Source organism: Bacillus cereus group sp. MYBK5-2 (assembly GCF_051915685.1).
Taxonomy (GTDB): Bacteria; Bacillota; Bacilli; order Bacillales; family Bacillaceae_G; genus Bacillus_A; species Bacillus_A cereus.
Genome location: NZ_JBQAFE010000008.1, coordinates 112,355 through 133,125 on the forward strand (window position 1 = coordinate 112,355; position 20,771 = coordinate 133,125).

Genomic DNA, 20,771 nt, shown 5'->3' on the forward strand with positions numbered 1-20,771 from the left:
AGGGTGCTGACTAGAGCTGTATTATTTAACAAAGCGCTTTTCGATGTCATCTAGTAATAGGTTAGCAGCAATTACACCGCCAGCTGTATTCCAAATAACATCGTCGACTTTGTATGCTTTACCATTCTTTACGGCATTTAAATTTTTAAATAGAGGATCGTTTATATACTCTTTTTCTAGTTCAGATCCTTTTTTCTCATTTCCTTTATCGAATGTGAAGTAGAATAATACGTCACCATCCATAGCAGAAATACGCTCTTTAGATACGTTACGCTCTGCAAAATCATCTTTATTTTGATCTCCAGGACGTTTAAATCCAAGTTCTTTTAAAATAACACCAGAGAATGTATCGCCATGATAAATACGAACATCACCAGGCATGAAACGAACCATAGAGATTTCTTGATTTACTTTATCGCCAAGTTTGCCTTTTAAATCTTTCATACGTGATTCGTAATCAGCTACAACTTTTTGACCTTCTTTTTCTTTATTTAATGCTTTTGCATAAAATTTGAAGTTATCTTTCCATTCACCACGTAATGTTTCTGAGAACACAGTAGGTGCAATTGCTTTTAATTGTTCGTACACTTTTTCGTGGCGCATTTTGTTACCGATAATTAAGTCTGGTTTTAAAGAAGCGATTGTTTCAACGTTAACTTGTCCTTCATCACCAACAACTTTTACATCTTTCATTTTATCCTTAATATGTGGATACCATGGGTCACCAGTCCAAGACTTTACAGCACCAACTGGTTTCACACCTAATTCAAGTAAAGCTTCAGTTCCTTCATTTGTTAAGATAACTACACGTTTTGGATTAGCAGGAACTTCTGTTTTACCCATTGCATGTTCTACAGTAACCACTTCTTTTTTATTATCTTCTTTTGTAGATTCTTCTTTGTTATTTGATTTTCCACAAGCGCTTAAAAGCATTGAAAATGCTAGTAAAAAGACAAATACTGTAAACGATTTCTTCCGCATGAAATTCATTATGTACCCCCTATATGTTGAGAATATTTTTCAATAGCAAGCATGATATTAAGCCTTTATCTTTTGATTGTCAATACATATGGGTGAAAATAATTCTCATTTCCGTTGACAATGAGAATTAAGTTGAAATACACTAACAACGTATCATTATACATTGAAGGGGAAACGCTGCATGTTATTAAAAACAAATCGAGCAAAATGGATTGGATTATTTGTTGGAATCATTGCAGTCGTTATTTGTATTTGGGGAAGTATTATTTTCGGATATACAAATACGAGTTGGAAACTAGCATTGGATGCTTTTTTCCATTTTAACGGTTCCAATGAACATATTATTATTCAAAATGTACGTCTGCCTAGGGCGTTAATTGCAGCTAGTGTTGGTGCTAGTTTAGCCATTGCTGGTTGTCTTATGCAAACTTTAACTAAGAATCCACTTGCTTCTCCAGATTTTATTGGATTAAATTCAGGTGCTGCGTTCTTTATAGTTGTAGCAATTGTAATCTTTTCAGTAACATCATTATCAGCTTTCACATGGATTGCCTTTTTAGGAGCGGCGGTTGCAGCTGTACTTGTATTTGCTTCTAGTTCTTTAGGAAAAGAAGGGACTACTCCTCTTAAGTTAACGTTAGCAGGGGTCGCAATTAGTGCATTATTTTCATCATTAACACAAGGATTACTTGTGTTAAATGAAAAAGCACTTGAAGAGGTATTATTTTGGCTTGCTGGATCTGTGCAAGGGAGAAAGTTAGAAATTTTACAATCTGTATTCCCATATTTATTAATAGGATGGATTGCATCTCTTATGATGGCAGGGAAAGTAAATACATTGATGATGGGAGAAGACGTCGCGAAAGGACTTGGACAACGAACAATTTTAATGAAATCATTCGTGTTACTTATTATTGTACTGTTGTCTGGTGGTTCAGTTGCGGTTGCTGGCCCAATTGGATTTATTGGAATTATTACTCCGCATTTTGCGAGATTTCTTGTTGGAGTTGACCACAGATGGAGAGTGCCTTATAGCGGATTGTTAGGTGCAATACTACTAATATTGGCTGATATAGCAGCAAGATATGTCATTATGCCACAAGAAGTACCAGTAGGAGTTATGACAGCATTTATTGGAGCTCCATTCTTTATTTATATTGCACGTAAGAGAGGGCTTAGCAAATGAAGAAATATATTCCGTTTCGTATAGGAAAAGGTGAGCTCTCGTTTTTAATGTATAAACGAGCTTGTCTCGTCTTGTTAAGTTTATTAGTTGTTTTAATAGGATTATTCTTTGCGAGCGCAGGTATGGGGGACATGAAAATTGCTCCTTATGACGTATGGCAAGCAATTACTGGAAATGGCGATGCGATGTCAAATATGGTTGTAAATAAGTTTCGTATGCCACGTATTTTAATTGCTATCCTCGTAGGAATTGCGCTTGCAGTAGCGGGCTGTATTTTACAAGGGCTCGTTCGAAATCCACTTGCTTCTCCTGATATCATCGGGATTACGGGCGGGGCAAGTGTCGCAGTTGTATTATTTTTAGCGCTATTTAGTGATAAAAATAATGCGCTAACTGTAAGCATTCAATATATGCCGTTAGCAGCTTTTGCAGGAGCAACGATTGTAGCGGTTTTTGTATACTTATTTGCATGGAAAAATGATGGATTATCACCAATTATTCTCGTTTTAATTGGTGTTGGATTTTGGGCATTAACGAAGGCGGCAACAACATTATTTATGTTGTTAGCACCAATTTATCAAGCGAGCCAAGCGAATGTATGGATTACGGGTACCGTTTATGGCTCTTCTTGGCAAAATGTTATGGTACTTGCACCGTGGGTTCTCATTTTAACGGTAATATCATTTATAGCTGCTAGACATTTAAATGCGCAAGAGCTAGGGGATGATATTGCGGTAGGACTTGGTGTTCCTTTAACGAAGTCACGCGTATTCATGTTATTACTTAGTACGGCTTTAATTGGGGGAGCAGTTGCCTTCGCCGGAGGAATTGGATTTGTCGGTTTAATGGCACCTCATATTTCACGAAGATTAGTTGGTTCTTTATACGGTGCATTGCTCCCAGTTGCAGCTATTGTCGGTGCAATTCTAGTACTTGCTGCAGATTTAATAGGGCGTACAATTTTCACACCACTTGAAATTCCAGCAGGGGTATTTACATCAGCAATTGGTGCACCTTATTTTATTTATTTACTTTATAAAAGTCGGAATTCATAAAGGGAGATGAATATGCAAAAAGCATTGGAGACGAAACGCTTGACGTTGTCTTATGGTGAAACAATTATTATTGATGAGCTGAACTTAGAAATTCCAAAAGGAGAAATTACAATTTTTATTGGTTCTAACGGTTGCGGGAAATCAACTTTATTACGTTCACTAGCCAGATTATTAAAGCCAACAAATGGTGATATTTTGTTAGATAATCAAGCAATTCAAAGTATGCAAACGAAGCAAATTGCTCGTCAAATGGCGATTTTACCGCAAGGACCACAAGCACCAGAAGGACTTACAGTATTACAACTTGTAAAGCAAGGGCGTTATCCATATCAAACATGGCTGAAGCAATGGTCAGAAAAAGACGAGGAAATGGTACAGAAGGCACTTGCAGCAACAGGTATGACAGAATTTGCTGAGCGTGATGTGCATGCCCTTTCAGGTGGACAACGTCAACGTGCTTGGATCGCAATGACACTTGCACAAGATACAGATATTATTTTACTGGATGAGCCTACTACATATTTAGATATGACTCACCAAATTGAAGTGCTAGATTTATTATTCGAATTAAATGAAATAGAACAAAGAACAATTGTTATGGTATTACATGATCTAAATTTAGCATGCCGCTATGCAGATAACATTGTAGCCATTCAAGATAAACAAATATATGCACAAGGTAAACCTGAAGAAGTGGTAGATGAGAAACTAGTACGTGATGTATTCCGAATGGAGTGCCAAATTAGTACGGATCCGTTGTTTGGAACACCACTTTGTATCCCGCACGGAAGAGGAAGACGTGTAGTTAAAGAAGTTGCTCAGGCAATGAGATAAAAAACGATGAGTGATTCATCGTTTTTTTTATTTGGTACAAGAAAATAAGAGGAAGAGAGGAATACGTAAGCGACGTTTATACTCTTCTTCATCTTGAAAATAGGTTGGATTTGGTGTAGCTTCTTTTAATGATGTAATGGTAAATCCGGCTTGCTGTAATAATGTGAAATAATCTTCCGTTGTACGATGATATTTAATAACTTCTTGGTCAATCCATGGTTCAACCCGTTTGCCTAGTTTAAAGTAATCATCGACGAGCCAACTCGTTCTTTTACCACTCGTTTGTAAGCTTTCAAATGAAGAAGTAATAACGGGATGTTGAACGCTAAAGGTAAAGGTGCCATTTGTTTTTAAAGTTTGAAATACATTTTGAAAAATGGTATCAAGATGTTCAATATAATGTAAGGCGAGTCTAGATGTTACTAAATCAAAAGTGGAAGAGGGGTAGGTATAATCTTTGAGGTTTAAAAAATGAACAGATCCATTTTTATTTTCTAGTTGTTTTTTAGCTTTTTCATACATAAGTTCGGAGCCTTCAATGCCGGTGTAAGAGTAGCAACCCTTTTCTAATAATTCCGCGCCAAACCTAGCATCACCACAGCCTAAATCGAGAATTTGTTTTCCTCGTACATGACCAATGAGCTGAAAGAATACTGGTTTTTCAATGGATTCATTTGGGCTATTTTCTCGATATCTTCGTTTCATATATTGTTCGAAAAATGCTGTGTTATTGTATACATCAGATTCTGTAAATGCCATGTTTGAAACCTCCCGAAATATTTTTTTAATTCTATCAAATATGAAAAGTAAATGATAGATTTATTGTAATGAATCATATATAATCTAAAATTGTAAGCGGTTACTTTAAACTATTTTTCTATAATAAATTCTGAAAACGTGTTAAGCTAGTAGAGGGATTATTAGAACTATTAAGACAATAATCCGCTTACATGAACGATGGGAGGCTTCACGATGTCTAGTAAAACACTTGCGAAATTTTTAGAAGAAAATTTAGAGGATTTAAAATCAAAGGGGCTTTATAACGTAATTGATCCGCTTGAGAGTTCAAATGGACCAATCATTACAATTGGCGGAAAAGAATATATTAACTTATCTTCAAACAACTATCTTGGATTAGCAACAGATAGCCGTTTGCAAGAAGCAGCAATTGGTGCTATTCATAAGTACGGTGTTGGAGCAGGGGCTGTTCGTACAATTAACGGTACTTTAGATTTGCATATTAAGTTAGAAGAAACAATTGCAAAGTTTAAACATACAGAAGCAGCAATTGCTTATCAATCAGGATTTAACTGTAATATGGCAGCGATTTCAGCTGTTATGGATAAAAATGATGCGATTCTTTCAGACGAATTAAATCATGCATCTATTATTGACGGTAGTCGTTTATCAAAAGCAAAAATTATTGTTTATAAACATTCTGATATGGAAGATTTACGCCAAAAAGCAATCGCGGCGAAAGAATCAGGTCTTTACAATAAATTAATGGTAATTACAGATGGTGTCTTTTCGATGGATGGAGATGTTGCAAAACTACCAGAAATTGTTGAGATTGCAGAAGAGTTAGATTTAATGACATACGTAGATGATGCGCACGGTTCAGGTGTACTTGGAAAAGGTGCAGGAACTGTAAAGCACTTCGGTCTTTCTGATAAAGTTGATTTCCAAATTGGTACATTATCAAAAGCAATTGGGGTAATTGGTGGGTATGTAGCAGGGAAACAAAACTTAATTGACTGGTTAAAAGTTCGTTCACGCCCATTCTTATTCTCTACAGCATTAACACCAGCTGATGCAGCAGCTTGTATGAGATCAATTGAAATCTTAATGGAAAGCACAGAGTTACACGATCGCTTATGGGAAAATGGACGCTACTTGAAACAAGGATTAAAAGAACTTGGCTTTAACATTGGGGAAAGTGAAACGCCAATTACACCTTGTATCATTGGGGACGAAGTATTAACACAAGAATTTAGTAAACGTCTAAATGAAGAAGGTGTATACGCGAAATCTATCGTGTTCCCAACTGTAGCAAAAGGGACAGGGCGCGTTCGTAATATGCCTACAGCAGCTCATACGAAAGAAATGTTAGATGAAGCAATTCTTAAGTATGAAAAAGTAGGAAAAGAAATGGGCATCATTTAAGTAACGACATCTTTTGAATAGCTTGCAAATGAGGAGTGGGGAAAATGAAAAAAATTCTAGTAACCGGTTCTTTAGGGCAAATTGGTTCTGAACTAGTAATGAAACTTCGTGATGTATACGGCGCATCAAATGTTATTGCAACAGATATTCGTGAAACAGATAGTGAAGTAGTAACGTCTGGTCCATTTGAAACGTTAGATGTAACAGATGGACAAAAACTACATGATATCGCAAAGCGTAATGAAGTAGATACAATTATTCATTTAGCAGCTTTACTTTCAGCAACAGCAGAAAAAAATCCGTTATTTGCATGGAATTTAAATATGGGTGGACTTGTAAATGCTCTAGAAGCAGCTCGTGAATTAAACTGTAAGTTCTTCACGCCAAGTTCTATCGGTGCATTTGGTCCATCAACGCCAAAAGATAATACACCGCAAGATACAATTCAGCGTCCTACTACGATGTATGGGGTAAACAAAGTGGCAGGAGAATTACTGTGTGATTATTATCATCAAAAATTTGGCGTAGATACGCGCGGTGTCCGTTTCCCAGGTTTAATTTCTTACGTAGCTCCTCCAGGAGGCGGAACAACTGATTATGCAGTTGAAATTTATTATGAGGCGATTAAAAAAGGTGCATACACCTCATACATTGCTGAAGGAACATATATGGACATGATGTATATGCCTGATGCTTTACAAGCGATCATTTCATTAATGGAAGCTGATCCAAGTAAGCTAGTGCATAGAAATGCATTTAACATTACAGCAATGAGCTTCGAGCCAGAGCAAATTGCAGCGTCAATTCGTAAACACATTCCGACGTTTACAATGGATTATGCAGTAGATCCAGCTCGTCAAACAATTGCTGATAGCTGGCCGAACTCTATTGACGCAACCGCAGCAATGAAAGAGTGGGGCTTTAAAGCAGAATACGATTTAGACAAAATGACAACTGACATGCTGGCTAAGTTAAAAAAAAAGCTCACAGCTGAGTTAGTGATGAATTAATAGGGAGAGTCGATTCTTAGGAATCGGCTCTTCATTATTTTTGGGAGGAGAGAAGTCTTATGCAAAGAGTTGATGTCGTATACGCACTAATACATGACGAAGAAACAGATAAAATATTAATGGTACATAATGTAGAACAAAACGTTTGGTCATTGCCAGGTGGGGCTGTGGAAAAAGGTGAAATATTAGAGGAAGCACTAATAAGAGAAGTGAAAGAAGAGACAGGTTTAACCGCCTTGGCTGGGGGGCTTGTTGCGATCAATGAAAAATTCTTTGAAGAATCAGGGAATCATGCACTATTTTTTACATTCCGAGCGAATGTAGTAAAAGGGGAACTTATTGCGGAAGATGAAGGTGAAATTTCTGCAATAGAGTGGGTAGATCGAACAATTGCGAATGAGCGTTTCCCATACTATGACGGAGGATTTGAATCTTTATTAGAAGTAGCCATTCCATACAAGTTTCAACCAGAAACAAAGTAATTGAACGAAAAAACAGGAGCCACAAGGCTCCTATTTTCTATTCAATCGTCTTCAGTAATAACTTTTTCAGCAATGGTTTAATCTTCAATCGTAAATCTTCAGCATGATTTGCAACTAAGAAGTGATGGTTATAAATGTTTTTCATCAATTGATAAGTTGCTTCTTTCGCTTCGCCTTCTTCGATGAAGATACCGATTACTTCCATACCACTTTTACGCGCGAGTTTAACAGCTTCATGCGTATCTAAAATTCCGTCTTGTTGATAGTCTAGCGCAGAAGGCTCACCGTCTGTGAAGACTAGTAAGAATTTATGTTTCTCAGGTCTTTTGGCAAGTTTTTCAGAAACGATACGAATAATATATCCGTCGCGATTATCTTCTTCTTCACGAAGTTGCATAATTTCTGGACCAACGTTTGGCAACGTTGAGTTTTTATAATTTACAACTTCATGGATAACGTTCGGCTTATCTTCAGGTTTAGCGCTAGAGGCATCTTCCCAAAATCCGCTAATAGCATGCGGGATTTTTAAAGACTTTAAAGCTTCATGGAATAGTACAACACTCTTCTTCGTTTCTTCCATTTTGTTATACATAGAACCAGAACAGTCAACTAATAGTTGGAATGCAACATCGAGTTCTTGTGACTCTTGTCCTTTTTTATAAAACATACGCGGTTGTTTTTCGGTATAAATACGAAGGAATTTCTTACGAAGTCTTCCGTAATATTTATCACTATTCGCATTCGTTTTATTTTCAATTGTTTTTTCGATAATTTTCTTTAATTCTTTTACATCTTTATTGACGACTGATTTGATAGCTTGGTAATCTTTTTTCTCATCTGAGTTTGGTTTGCGAGCTTCTTTAAATGTATGAGAAGCACCTACATTATACTTACCGTATGCACCGTCGTGCTGGCTAGAAGCGTGTGAAGCCCTTGCTTCTTCTGTATCAGCGCCATCAAAGTTGGATTGTGTACTTTTTTGTGAAGTACCTTGTACAGAACCAAGTGCTTGGTCGCCATCTTCTGATTCACGGGCAGTATCACCCATCATATTAGTTTTTGTTCCGCTTTCTAATTCAAAGCGTAAAAAGTTCTCGTTTTCGTTATTTTTATTTTCACGATGCCATGTGGAGAAACTTTCATCCATTTTGTTTTTATTTTCATCGTCATCTATAATCTGCGTATCATCATTTGCTAAATCTTCGACGCGACAGTTCTTTTCGTCTGCAAGGACAGATAAGTAAAGTGGAGCATGTCCGAAATAGTTGTTAAGCATATCGCTTTCAAGAAGCGCCTCTAAGCGATAGCGAATTTTCTCAACGATATACATAATATCTTCTGTATTACGTGCTTGGAATGTTTCATGTAAAATCGCTTCAATTTGCTCAAAATATTCATTATTAAACATTTCGTATTTATCGCTAGTTAATGAAAGATAGCATAGGCAAAATAGACGATCACCGTGATAATTACGAACACGGTTTATTTCATTTTGAGAGCCGAAATAATTGCGGTACATTTCTTTTCGACGTTTAAAAACATGCTTCGTGCCAGGACGTAAGTTCTTTACGATTTCCTCAACGCGTAAATCTTCTAATAGAACAAATAATTGTGTTAAAAACTTTTTTAGGGGCGATTCTTGCAATTCAATCGCATAAGAACGAATTAAAGTCATGTCCGAGTAATGTTTATTACCAAGTGCTTTTAAGAACACTTCGCTTTTTAATCCGATTACTGTATCTTCTTCTTTTCGATCATCCCAAAAGTGACTAATGACAACTTTCTTTTCAATTTCGTCGTAGTATGCTTTATAGCCATATTCAAGATAGGCATCGTCTTCTTTTAGAAGGGCATACATTAAGTTTTCCATTTGTAGAAACAGCGACGCATCAATTTTTTTGTCACTAAAAATTTGTCTCATAAATTATCCCTCAAAGAAATAACTTTCTGCTAATTCACGGACAGTCATTTGTTCTGTTTCATCATTAAGTTTTGCAATTATGCTTCGTTCAATCGCTCGCATAACAGGAATATATACACCTAAATCACATGCGTCGATAATACCACGAATACTTGCTGCTTCTTCACTTACACGTCCATCGCGAGCTAAAGGCATAAGGTCGCTTGCAAATGCAACAAACTTTTCAATTGTTGCAACATCATTTAATTTTGATTCTGCTAATAATAGTTCTTTTAATGTATCACCTTGAATGTAAGGAACTTCAATAATAACGAAACGGTTTTTTAACGCTTCATTTAGTTCACTTGTTCCAACGTAACCTTCGTTAATCGCAGCAATTACACGGTATTCGTCATCACCGTATACAACCTCTTGTGTAAATGGGTTTGTAATCATTTTACGGTAATCTAATGCGCCGTGAAGAAGTGGTAACGTTTCAGGTTTTGCCATATTGATTTCGTCAATATATAGGAAGTGACCGTTCTTCATTGCTTTCATAAGAGGACCGTTAACGAATGAAACTTCAGATGCACCATCTTTCGTTTGTAGTGTGTTGTATCCTAAAATACCCTCTACATCTAAGTCGACAGAGCAGTTAATGCTATGCATTGGTTTTTGGAATAAAGAAGAAAGAGTTTCCGCTAGTACTGTTTTACCACTACCAGTCGGTCCTTTTAATAGAATGTTCTTGCCAAGAAGAAGTGCTGTAATCGCATCTTCAATAATGCTATTATCAGACGCTTTATATATTTTCGTTCCGATTAAATGTGCATTTTCACCAGCTTCTTGTTTATTCTTTTCATGAATCGTAGAAAGCTGTTGTTTTAAATCAGCATGTATATGAAATTGTTCTAACATGTATTTCCCACCTAACATTATTTTCATAAAGTAATACATCTTATGATAACTTGTTTTAATATGGTATGCAAAGAAAAGGAAGGAGGATAAAGGGAAAAGAAAAAGCAATCAAGATGAAGTTGATTGCCTACAGTAAAGGAGAAATGAGCCTCATGAAAGACTCCAATATGCGTTTTTTTATACTTCTTTTTTGGAAAGAGTTCCATTTAATTTCAGTTGAATGTTTAAAATCTTCTTCAAAATCACGTTTAATGTCGTGAACTGTTTTTGATTCATAAAGCACGCTAATAATTTCGTAATTCAATTCAAAGCTACGTACATCCATGTTCGCTGTTCCAATAGTTGCAATTGTATCATCAACGAGTACAATTTTTGCATGCATAAAACCATCTTTATAACTGTAAATAGAAGCACCAGCTTTTAAAAGCGGAGTGAAATAGGATTGAGATGCTTGATCACTAATGATGCTATCACTTTTACCTGGATATAAAATCCGTACATCTATTCCGGCAATTGCACTTAAGCGTAATAATGTTAAAGTTTCTTGATCTGGAATAAAGTAGGGTGTAGCGATCCAAATGGATTTTTTTGCAGAGCCCATAACAGCTAATAATGTATTACGAATACTTTTATCATCGGAGCTTGGTCCGCTTGCTACGATTTGAACAGCACCTTCTGCATTTGAAATCTCTTTACCTGGGAAGTATTGTCTATTCATGAATTGATCCCAGGAATAAGTATTTAAACCACTAGAGGCATAGAGCCAGTCTTCTAGAAAGATTGCTTGTAATTTATATAATGCTTTTCCTTCTATTTTTAAATGACTATCACGCCAAACAGGAAATTTCTTGGAACGGCCAAGATATTCATCACCGACATTGAGTCCTCCGGTAAAACCAATTTTTCCATCTACAATAACAATTTTTCGATGGTTACGATAATTGACAGTTTCAAGTAACCAAGCTGAAAAAATAGGGTCAAATTCTACAATTTCAATCCCAGCTTCTTTCATAGGTTGCAAAAATCGTCGTCGTAACGTATTACTTCCAAGGCCATCATAAAGGAAGCGTACAATAACACCATCTTTTGCTTTTTGTATTAAAGCATCTCGAACTTTTGTACCAATTTCATCAGATTTATAAATGTAGTATTGAATATGTATATGATGCTTTGCCTGCTCTATAGCTCGCAAAATTTCTGAAAATGTTTGATCTCCGTTTGTTAAAAGTTTTGTAGTTGTTTTATCTGCGGCAGGACCACCTCCAAATTTTTGTATGACTTCTGTTAAATGTATGGAACGTTCATTTAGTGGGACTGTGAGTAATAACTCTAGTCTTCTTCCTTCTAATATTTCACGGAATAATTTTCTTTGTTCTTCTGAACGATGGAGATGTTTTTTTCTTCTCCAGCGGCTGCGTCCGAAAATAGCGTATAAAAGCACACCTATAATAGGAAGAAGTGCTAATACTAAAAACCATGCTAACGTACTTTGTGGAGATCTATTTTCTATAAAAATAACGAATGAAATTCCGACAATTGTGATGGACCATAGAGCACCGACAAATGTATATAACGAAATATACGATGTATTTAATAGGAACAGAACGATAGATACAATTGTAAATATTAATAGTAATTGAACGATAGGCTTCTTCATTTCTATATAATTCCCCTAATCTTTTTTCAATATAGACTTCTTAAATAGAAGATGTAATATGACATCTTTATTATAAGGTGTTTTGCTTTTTTTACAAAATATAGACATTTCACCTATACTTTCCGCATTTGTCCTACATACAGTGTACTATCCCATTTTTTATCCCACTCTTAACGTATATGAAAATGAAAAAATCGAAAAGGAGCGGAGAAACATGAATTATATAGAAAATAATGGATTGTATTATCGAAATCATCATGGTGGGCACAATCATAACGGTGGACATCATCACCATGGAGGACACAATCACTATGATCACCATCATCATCACGGAGGCGGATGGGGCTGGGGTGGTGGTAGTTCATGGGGAGGCGGATTTTTCCCTGGAAGCTTTGCAGGAGGAGTGTTAGGCGGACTGACAGCTGGTGCATTAACAGGTGCAACAAGTGGAGGGTATTATCCCGCTCCATATCCAGTAGCTTATCCATCACCATACCCTGTAACGTATCCAATGCCATACCCAGGTTATCAGCAAATACCATATTCGTATTAAACTAAAAAAGAGGCTATCCTCTTTTTTAGTTTAATACGGTATTTATTTATAAAATACTTCCAAAATTAAGGTGAAAATATGTTAATATTTTGTTATTGTAATTCAAAAACATATACATTGATGTAGAGTTTTATATTATTATTCGTGAATAGTTATGTAGTATGCTCTAATTTCTATTTCGTTATTAAAAACAAAGAGATCAGATGTGAGTGGTATTAGTTGGAAACAAGGCTTGCATAGAGACACTTAAAGGGATTGCAGTATAATAAGGCGCGAAATAATTAGGGAGATGAGAAGCTACTATTTATAATTAGAACGGTATAATATTGCTTTTTATTACAAATAATATTATGTTATTTTAATCGGTCTATTCAAAAAGATAATTTATGTAATGGGCTAGTATTAGAAAATGAAATATCTCTATTTCTATGAAGAGAAACAGGTTGTGTTTTAGTCAGATAGAAGCAAGGAGAGATGCGCATGCTAGAACAGAGAGGTCATGCATTATATGACTCTTCATTGCGAGATTTAAAGTTAGCATTAGATGAGTCTTCAATTGTTGCAATTACAGATCGAAAAGGTCTTATTACATATGTAAATGATAAATTTTGTGAAATCTCTAAATACAAAAGAGAAGAATTAATTGGAAAAGATCACCGTATTTTAAATTCAGGACATCATCCAAAAACCTTTTTTCAAGACTTATGGGAGCGTATTTTGAATGGGAAAGTATGGACAGGTGAGATTCGGAATCGAGCAAAAGATGGTACATATTATTGGGTCAAAACAACAATTGTTCCATTTTTAAATGAAAAAGGAGAGCCATACCAGTTTATCGCAATTCGAAATGATATTAGTAGTAGAAAAGAAGCGGAACATAGATTGCGGCTAAGTGAAAGTCGTTATAGGGAACTTGCCTATCATGATGCTTTAACGAGTTTGCCTAACCGTTTACAATTAATAACGACCGTTAACGAATTGATTGCAGATAAAAAAGAATTTGGTATGATTTACTTTGATTTGGACCGTTTTAAATTAGTAAATGATACATTAGGTCATATGATAGGGGATTTACTTTTAAGTGAAGTTGCTTCAAGGTTGCATTATGTACTAGGAGAGAAAGATGTTCTGGCTAGGCTAGGTGGCGACGAATTTGTGCTGTTAACAAAAAATCATAGACAAGATGATATGAGTCAGTTAGCGACATCTGTGTTGTCATGTTTTCAGGCACCATTTATGCTGGAAGGCCATGAAGTATACATTTCAGCTAGTCTGGGACTTTGTTCTTATCCACAAGACGGACAAGATGTGGAAACGTTATTGAAAAACTCTGACTTAGCTATGTATAGTGCAAAAGAACAGGGGAGAAACGCTGCTTGTTTCTTTACAGATGAGCTACGCGCGAAAATAAATCGTAGAATGAAAGTTGAGTTTGCTTTGCAAAAGGCAATTCGTGATGAAGAGTTAGATGTAGCATTGCAGCCTATTATTGATTTGAAAACGAAGAGATATTCTGGTATAGAAGCTCTAGTACGTTGTATGACAGAAGACGGACCTATTTCACCAAGCGAATTTATCCCTGTAGCTGAAGAGTCTGGACTTATTATAAAACTAGGAGACTGGGTATTAGAAAAATCATGTCGCTTGTTTAAAACATTGCCGAATTATCAAGAAGGACTAAAGTTATCTGTGAATTTATCTATACAACAATTAATGCAGAAACGTTTTATTTTATCAGTACGTAGCATTTTAAAGAGAACTGGCTTTCCTCCGAACCGTTTAATATTAGAAATAACGGAAAGCATTGCAGTCCGTCATTTTGATTATATTATTGCTACATTACAAGAATTAAGAAATATGGGTGTTTTAATTGCTTTGGATGATTTCGGGACTGGCTATTCTTCTTTATATTATTTAAAACAACTACCACTGGATATTGTAAAAATTGATCGTAATTTTATTCGTGAATTTCATTATGATCACGCACAACCAGAACGAACGATTGTAAAATCCGTTATTGAAATTGCTCATAGTTTAAATTTAGCAGTAGTTGCTGAAGGAGTAGAAACAGTAGAGCAAGAGAGTTTGTTACAATCAATGAGCTGTGATTATGTACAGGGATTTTATTATGCGAAACCTTTATCTGTAGGAGAGCTAAAAGAAAAGTTAATTACAGATTTTTAATAAAAAAGAGAAGCAAGCAGCTTCTCTTTATTTAATCCGTTTTTTGTGAGTCTTTCATTAGTACTGGATAAAGAATAAGACCTAATACGAACAATCCAATTCCTAAGAAGAATGTTTTTAAATCAGCAGTTCCCGTTTTGATAACCCAAATGGAGTATATCAACGCTAATGTCGTAATGATTCCATCTTTTACTCGAGATCCTGGCAGTATATCATACGTTTCTCCTGTAATAACTAATTTTAATTGGTACAAGGTAGAAACAAGGTATGGAATTAAATAGGCTAATGTTGCTACGACGATAGCGAAACTATACGCTTCTGAAACAGTACCAGAAATCGTTGAAAATAAGAAAATTTGCGTCATTACATTTGTAATCAATAGTGATTTTGAAGGACTACCTTTTTTATTTGTTTTCCCGAAAAACTTAGGGAAAAGTCCATTTTTTGCTGCCTGGTAAGGTACTTCTGAACTAACAACAATCCAGCCAACTGTAGATCCAAATAAAGATATAAGAGCGAGTAAAGCCATTATATATGCACCTTTATTTCCAATTGCTAAATTTAATGCGTCTACTAATGGTTTTTGAGACTCTTTTAAAGCATCTTGCGGAAGAGCTCCCATTGTAAGTAAAGTAATTGACATGTAAATAAGAAGAGCGATAATTAATCCGAAAATCGTAGCTTTTTTTACATCGCGCTGTGATTTTGCACGATTAGAAAGCATAACTGCTGATTCAATACCGATAAATGCCCAGAGTGTTGCAATAGCAGCTGAATTGATTTGTCCACCTAATGAGATTGATTGTCCTGCTTCATTCATAAAGGTTTGACCGTCTCCGAAATTAGAGGCGTTGAAAATGAATAATGTAATTACAATAAACATTGTAAATCCGATAATTTTTGCAATGGTAGCAAGTAGATTCATGTTTCCAGCTCGATCAATATTTTGAGAAAGAATATATTGAATTCCCCACAGCATAAGGCTACATACGAGGAAAGTTAATCCTTTTCCGAGTTCCAGTGAAAATCCATTTATTGAAAAAAGAATTTGCTTACTTTGTAAAACTGGAAAGAATGTTGATAAATATCCAGCAAAGGAAATAATAACAGATGCTGTTGCAGCCCAGTTAGCAGCCCAATATCCCCATGCCATACTATATCCTGCAACTTTACCAGCTTTTTTTGAAGGAAACATCGCTTGAGCATAGCTTTGTGGTCCAGCTTTTAATTCTGGTTTCCGAATCGCTAAATTTCCAAATACAAGTGCAATCATAAATACGCCAAGGCCTGTAATACTCCATGCGAGTGTAGAACCCATTGGCCCTGATACTTGTGCTAAATTTGCTGGAAGCATAAATACGCCACCGCCAACCATATTCCCGATAACAAATGCTGTTAAAACCCATAATCCCCATTTTTTCGTTTCCATTTTTGTTAACTCCTTTGTAGTAAGTTTTGCTTAAACATCATTTTTTACTAGCTTTTTGACAATAAAAAAAGAGCCATGTAGATAAAAAAATACCTACATGGCTCTTTCGCCAAAGCGTAGGTACAACGGGAATAACCCTTGTACCTACGCGTAATTTTTCCGCTAGGTTTCAAGGGTTACGTATGATGATGATGTTTTTGTGCAAATGTAACTACAGTTGTTGTATAAGTAAGCATAGTTCTTTGCTCCCTTTCTCCTCTGATTTTGAAGTTAGTATACTACATGTTTTTTTGAATGAAAAGAAAAATATAAAAATTTTTATAAAAATACGTTTTAAAGATTAAATATTTACCTATATTTTTCTTGTACTGGAAAATAAGTGAGAGATTGGCAGAAGAGTGAAGCATGTTATAATACATATAGAATTAGAAGGTGACAAGGGGCTATTGTAGATGATGAGTAAGTATGAACAAATTTATACAGAAATCAGTAAATCTATTGATAATAAACAATTAAAAGAGGGATGCAAAATCCCATCAGAAACAGAATTAATGAAGCAGTATGAGGCAAGCCGAGGCACCGTAAGAAAAGCTGTAGATTTACTGCAAGAGCGTGGATATGTACAAAAAATTCATGGGAAAGGTGTTTTTGTTTTAAAGCGAAAAAATATTGAATTTAATTTTGGCGGTATTGTAAGTTTCCAAGAAGAAAATGAACGTTTAGGACGTCATTGTATTACGGAAGTTGTGGAAATGGACAAAGAAAAAGCCACAAAAGACATTGCGAAATTATTAAATGTAAAAGAAAAAACAGAGATTGACCATATTAAACGTGTACGAAATATTGATGGAGAAAAAGTAATTTTAGATATAAATCATTTTGTATCTGAGTTTATTCCAGGATTAACGAAAGAAATTGCAACTGCATCGATTTATAAATACATCGAGAAAGAGCTTGGGCTACATATTAGTTATTCGCAGAGGGTAATAGAAGTACAGCCATGTACAGAGGATGACAGAAAGTATTTAGATTTAAATGGAACAGACTATGTTGTCGTTGTGAAAAACTTTACACATTTGTATGATGGAAGTCAGTTTGAATATACAGAATCACGCCACCGTTTAGATATTTTTCACTTTTCGGATGTGGCGCGCAGGAAGTAAAGAGGTGGAACAAAATATTGTTTCATCTCTTTTTTTTATAAAAAAAACACACACTCGTATATACGAGTGTTGACTAACTTATATATACGAGTTAATATGTAATTGTAAACGGTATCAAAAAAAGAAAAGAGGGACGGGAATATGGGGAAAGACTATCGTAAAACAGCAGAGGAAGTGTTGCAGTATATTGGTGGGAAAGACAATATTGAACAAGCTGCACATTGTGTGACGAGGCTCCGTATCGCTTTAAAAGATGAAAGTAAAATAGATAATGATAAATTACAGTCTGTTTCATTAGTGAAAGGAGCGTTTCATAACGCTGGTATATTTCAAATTGTAATTGGTCCAGGGGATGTAGATCGTGTTTACGCTGAATTGATAACGCTTGCAGGTATGAAAGAATCGACTGTAGCGGACGTAAAAGACTCTGGAAATCAGAAGTTAAATCCAGCTCAAAAGTTTGTGAAAATATTTTCGGATGTATTTATGCCGATATTACCAGCGATCGTAACAGCTGGTTTACTAATGGGTATTAACAATCTATTAGGCGCAAAGGACTTATTTTTTGATGGGAAAAATTTATTAGATGTTTATCCGAACTTAGGCGGGCTTTGGGATTTAATTAATATGATGGCCAATACAGCATTCGTATTCTTACCAGCACTTGTCGGTTGGTCAGCAACGAAGCGTTTTGGTGGTAGTCCAATACTAGGGATTGTTATGGGATTAATGCTTGTGCACCCAGCCTTATTAAACGCTTGGGACTATGGAAAAGCAGCGACTGGTTTAGAGGGTCAAAAGATTGAGTACTTCAATATTTTAGGACTATTCCAAATTGAGAAGGTAGGATATCAAGGACAAATTTTACCTGTTTTAGTAGCAGCATTTGTATTAAGTAAAGTGGAAATTTTCTTAAAGAAACATGTACCAAATGCAATTCAATTATTAGTTGTACCAATTACAACAATCGTTGTGACAGGTGTGTTAGCACTAGGAATTATCGGTCCGGTTACACGTCATATTGGAGATTTATTAACAGTAGGATTAGTAGGTGTATATGAAACAGTACCAGTAGTTGGAGCAGTATTATTTGGAGCGTTATATGCACCGCTTGTAATTACAGGTATGCATCATATGTTTATTGCAATTGATTTACAATTGATTGCACAACATGGCGGGACATTTATTTGGCCGATGATCGCTCTTTCTAACATTGCGCAAGGTAGTGCGGCACTTGCGATGTTCTGGATTTCTAAAAATCAAAATGATAAAAGTATGGCATCAACATCAGCCATTTCAGCATACTTCGGTATTACAGAACCAGCGATGTTTGGGGTGAATTTACGAAATAAGTTCCCGTTCTATGCAGCGATTATAGGGTCTGCTGTGGCAGCGATATTCATTACATTAAATGGTGTATTAGCACCTGCTATCGGAATTGGCGGATTGCCAGCATTTATTTCTATTATTCCGAAATCGATTCCAATGTTTATTGTAGGAATGATTATTGCAGTTGTAATCCCATTTACTTTAACTTGGTTATTTGCAAAAAGAGTCAAACAGAAGTAGGAGGAAGTTAAACATGAAGGATTGGCATAAAAGTGTAGTATATCAAATTTATCCGAAGAGCTTTAATAGCTATTACAATAAAGAAACCGGTGATATAAAAGGGGTTACAGAGAAACTAGATTATTTAAAAGAACTCGGAGTAGATTATATTTGGTTAACACCGATATACCAATCACCACAAAATGATAATGGATATGATGTAAGTGATTACTACAGCATTGATCCATCTTACGGAACGATGGAAGAGTTTGAAGAACTTTTAGCAGAAGCGAAAGTACGTAACATTGAGATTATGCTTGATATTGTTGTAAATCATAGTTCGACTGAACATAAGTGGTTTAAAGAAGCGAAGGAAGATAAAAATAGTCCATATCGTAATTACTATATTTGGCGTGATGAAAAAAATAATTGGCAGTCTAAGTTTGGTGGATCTGCTTGGAAATATGATGAGAAGACGGAGCAATATTATTTACATTTATTTGATGAAACACAAGCTGATTTAAATTGGGAAAATGAAAAACTTCGTGAAGAAGTATATGATATGATGCGTTTTTGGCTGGATAAAGGGGTAACAGGATTCCGATTAGATGTCATTAACTTAATTTCAAAAGACCAATGCTTCTTAAACGATGAAGGTAGTACTGCGACAAGTGATGGACGCAAGTATTATACAGATGGTCCGCGTGTTCATGAATATTTACAAGAGATGAACCGAAATGTTTTTACAGGAAAAGATGTAATTACAGTTGGAGAAATGTCATCTACGACAATTGATAATTGTATTAAATATTCTAATCCTGAGCGCAATGAATTAAGCATGACGTTTAGTTTCCATCATTTAAAAGTAGATTATCCGAATGGTGATAAGTGGACGAAAGCAGAGTTTGATTTTATTAAATTAAAAGAGATTATGTCTAGCTGGCAAATTGAAATGCAAAAGGGCGGAGGATGGAATGCGTTATTTTGGTGTAATCATGACCAGCCTCGCATCGTGTCACGCTTTGGTGATGATGGAAAGTACCGAAACGAATCTGCAAAAATGTTAGCGACAGCCATGCACATGCTGCAAGGAACGCCTTATATTTATCAAGGGGAAGAAATCGGTATGACGAATCCTAAATTTGAGTCCATCGAGCAATATCGTGATGTGGAATCGTTAAATATATACGATATAAAGCTAAAAGAAGGGCTATCAAAAGAAGAGATTATAGGGATTTTAAAGCAAAAATCTCGTGACAACTCCCGTACTCCAATGCAGTGGAATGAAGAGATGAACAGTGGCTTTACAACAAGTACACCTTGGATTTCAGTGGCTGAAAACTTTAAAGAAATAAACGTAGAGAAGGCATTAGAAGATAAAGAGTCCGTATTTTATCATTATAAAAAGTTAATAGAACTTAGAAAAACGTATGATGTTCTTACAGAAGGAGAATATGCTATTTTGGATAAAAATGACCCTAAAATTTGGGCATATACTCGTACTACAGAAAGTGAAGTACTACTTGTTATAAATAACTTCTATGGAGAAGAAATAACGTACTCTGTACCAGCGCACGTTCAATTAGATGGAATGAAACAAGAAGTACTACTGTCGAATTATAAAGATGCTAGCAAGGATATTGCAAAACTTAACTTAAGACCATATGAATCAATTGTGTATCGATATACGAAATAAAAAGGTTGTATG

Annotated in this window: 17 protein-coding genes; 11 read left to right on the plus strand and 6 right to left on the minus strand. The window is 35.5% G+C overall.

What is annotated here, in order from left to right:
- Window positions 1-21: 21 nt before the first annotated feature.
- Window positions 22-990: an ABC transporter substrate-binding protein gene (locus tag ACTFP3_RS23245; RefSeq protein ID WP_001010276.1), complete on the minus strand. Its 969-nt coding sequence runs from the start codon at window positions 988-990 to the stop codon at window positions 22-24.
- A gap of 172 nt (window positions 991-1,162) precedes the next feature.
- Between ACTFP3_RS23245 and ACTFP3_RS23250 the strand changes: the two genes are divergently transcribed.
- From ACTFP3_RS23250 to ACTFP3_RS23260, 3 genes are read left to right on the plus strand one after another with little or no spacing between them, the layout of a single operon-like run.
- Window positions 1,163-2,167, plus strand: a complete 1,005-nt coding sequence (locus tag ACTFP3_RS23250) for a FecCD family ABC transporter permease (protein ID WP_000925232.1) — start codon at window positions 1,163-1,165, stop codon at window positions 2,165-2,167.
- A complete protein-coding gene (locus ACTFP3_RS23255; protein ID WP_440011382.1) occupies window positions 2,164-3,222 on the plus strand; it encodes a FecCD family ABC transporter permease in 1,059 nt (352 codons plus the stop codon). The genes ACTFP3_RS23250 and ACTFP3_RS23255 overlap by 4 nt, the downstream gene beginning before the upstream one ends.
- 12 nt (window positions 3,223-3,234) lie before the next feature.
- Complete coding sequence (locus ACTFP3_RS23260) at window positions 3,235-4,056, plus strand: ABC transporter ATP-binding protein (protein WP_033695236.1); 822 nt, start codon at window positions 3,235-3,237, stop codon at window positions 4,054-4,056.
- 27 nt (window positions 4,057-4,083) lie between these two features.
- Here the strand turns inward: ACTFP3_RS23260 and ACTFP3_RS23265 are convergent, their stop codons facing one another.
- Window positions 4,084-4,815 carry a class I SAM-dependent DNA methyltransferase gene (locus tag ACTFP3_RS23265; RefSeq protein WP_025710092.1) on the minus strand — a complete coding sequence of 244 codons (732 nt, stop codon included), beginning with the start codon at window positions 4,813-4,815 and terminating at the stop codon, window positions 4,084-4,086.
- A 213-nt stretch (window positions 4,816-5,028) separates the two neighbouring features.
- On the opposite strand from ACTFP3_RS23265, the gene ACTFP3_RS23270 reads away from it, so the two are divergent.
- Genes ACTFP3_RS23270 through ACTFP3_RS23280 form a run of 3 tightly spaced genes read left to right on the plus strand, consistent with a single transcriptional unit; the run spans window position 5,029 to window position 7,711 of the window.
- Window positions 5,029-6,219: a glycine C-acetyltransferase gene (locus ACTFP3_RS23270; RefSeq protein ID WP_000095905.1), complete on the plus strand. Its 1,191-nt coding sequence runs from the start codon at window positions 5,029-5,031 to the stop codon at window positions 6,217-6,219.
- Window positions 6,220-6,263: 44 nt separating this feature from the next.
- Window positions 6,264-7,229 (plus strand): L-threonine 3-dehydrogenase, encoded by a 966-nt coding sequence (locus ACTFP3_RS23275; RefSeq protein WP_000723125.1) that lies wholly within the window; start codon window positions 6,264-6,266, stop codon window positions 7,227-7,229.
- Between the two features lie 59 nt (window positions 7,230-7,288).
- On the plus strand, window positions 7,289-7,711 hold the full coding sequence (locus ACTFP3_RS23280) for an NUDIX hydrolase (RefSeq protein ID WP_001189940.1): 423 nt from the start codon (window positions 7,289-7,291) through the stop codon (window positions 7,709-7,711).
- A 37-nt stretch (window positions 7,712-7,748) separates the two neighbouring features.
- Here the strand turns inward: ACTFP3_RS23280 and ACTFP3_RS23285 are convergent, their stop codons facing one another.
- From ACTFP3_RS23285 to ACTFP3_RS23295, 3 genes are all read right to left on the minus strand, one after another.
- Entirely contained in the window at window positions 7,749-9,632 is a 1,884-nt protein-coding gene (locus ACTFP3_RS23285) for a vWA domain-containing protein (protein WP_440011384.1), read from the minus strand.
- A gap of 3 nt (window positions 9,633-9,635) precedes the next feature.
- The gene (locus ACTFP3_RS23290; RefSeq protein ID WP_000892973.1) at window positions 9,636-10,529 is read right to left on the minus strand and encodes an ATP-binding protein; all 894 of its coding nucleotides are present in this window, start codon (window positions 10,527-10,529) and stop codon (window positions 9,636-9,638) included.
- 127 nt (window positions 10,530-10,656) lie between these two features.
- Window positions 10,657-12,186, minus strand: a complete 1,530-nt coding sequence (locus ACTFP3_RS23295) for a cardiolipin synthase (protein ID WP_000743031.1) — start codon at window positions 12,184-12,186, stop codon at window positions 10,657-10,659.
- A 214-nt stretch (window positions 12,187-12,400) separates the two neighbouring features.
- On the opposite strand from ACTFP3_RS23295, the gene ACTFP3_RS23300 reads away from it, so the two are divergent.
- Window positions 12,401-12,739 (plus strand): hypothetical protein, encoded by a 339-nt coding sequence (locus ACTFP3_RS23300; RefSeq protein WP_001106382.1) that lies wholly within the window; start codon window positions 12,401-12,403, stop codon window positions 12,737-12,739.
- A gap of 480 nt (window positions 12,740-13,219) precedes the next feature.
- Window positions 13,220-14,923 (plus strand): putative bifunctional diguanylate cyclase/phosphodiesterase, encoded by a 1,704-nt coding sequence (locus tag ACTFP3_RS23305; RefSeq protein ID WP_440011386.1) that lies wholly within the window; start codon window positions 13,220-13,222, stop codon window positions 14,921-14,923.
- 31 nt (window positions 14,924-14,954) lie between these two features.
- Here ACTFP3_RS23305 and ACTFP3_RS23310 read toward each other — a convergent pair whose 3' ends face one another.
- A complete protein-coding gene (locus ACTFP3_RS23310; protein WP_000448447.1) occupies window positions 14,955-16,352 on the minus strand; it encodes an amino acid permease in 1,398 nt (465 codons plus the stop codon).
- 452 nt (window positions 16,353-16,804) lie between these two features.
- Here ACTFP3_RS23310 and treR point away from each other — a divergent pair, with 452 nt between their 5' ends.
- The 3 genes from treR (at window position 16,805) to treC (ending at window position 20,759) form a co-directional block, all read left to right on the plus strand.
- The gene (gene treR / locus ACTFP3_RS23315) at window positions 16,805-17,515 is read left to right on the plus strand and encodes a trehalose operon repressor (protein ID WP_000987240.1); all 711 of its coding nucleotides are present in this window, start codon (window positions 16,805-16,807) and stop codon (window positions 17,513-17,515) included.
- A 141-nt stretch (window positions 17,516-17,656) separates the two neighbouring features.
- Entirely contained in the window at window positions 17,657-19,084 is a 1,428-nt protein-coding gene (gene treP, locus ACTFP3_RS23320) for a PTS system trehalose-specific EIIBC component (protein WP_000513935.1), read from the plus strand.
- 13 nt (window positions 19,085-19,097) lie between these two features.
- On the plus strand, window positions 19,098-20,759 hold the full coding sequence (gene treC / locus ACTFP3_RS23325) for an alpha,alpha-phosphotrehalase (RefSeq protein ID WP_440011389.1): 1,662 nt from the start codon (window positions 19,098-19,100) through the stop codon (window positions 20,757-20,759).
- Window positions 20,760-20,771 lie beyond the last annotated feature (12 nt).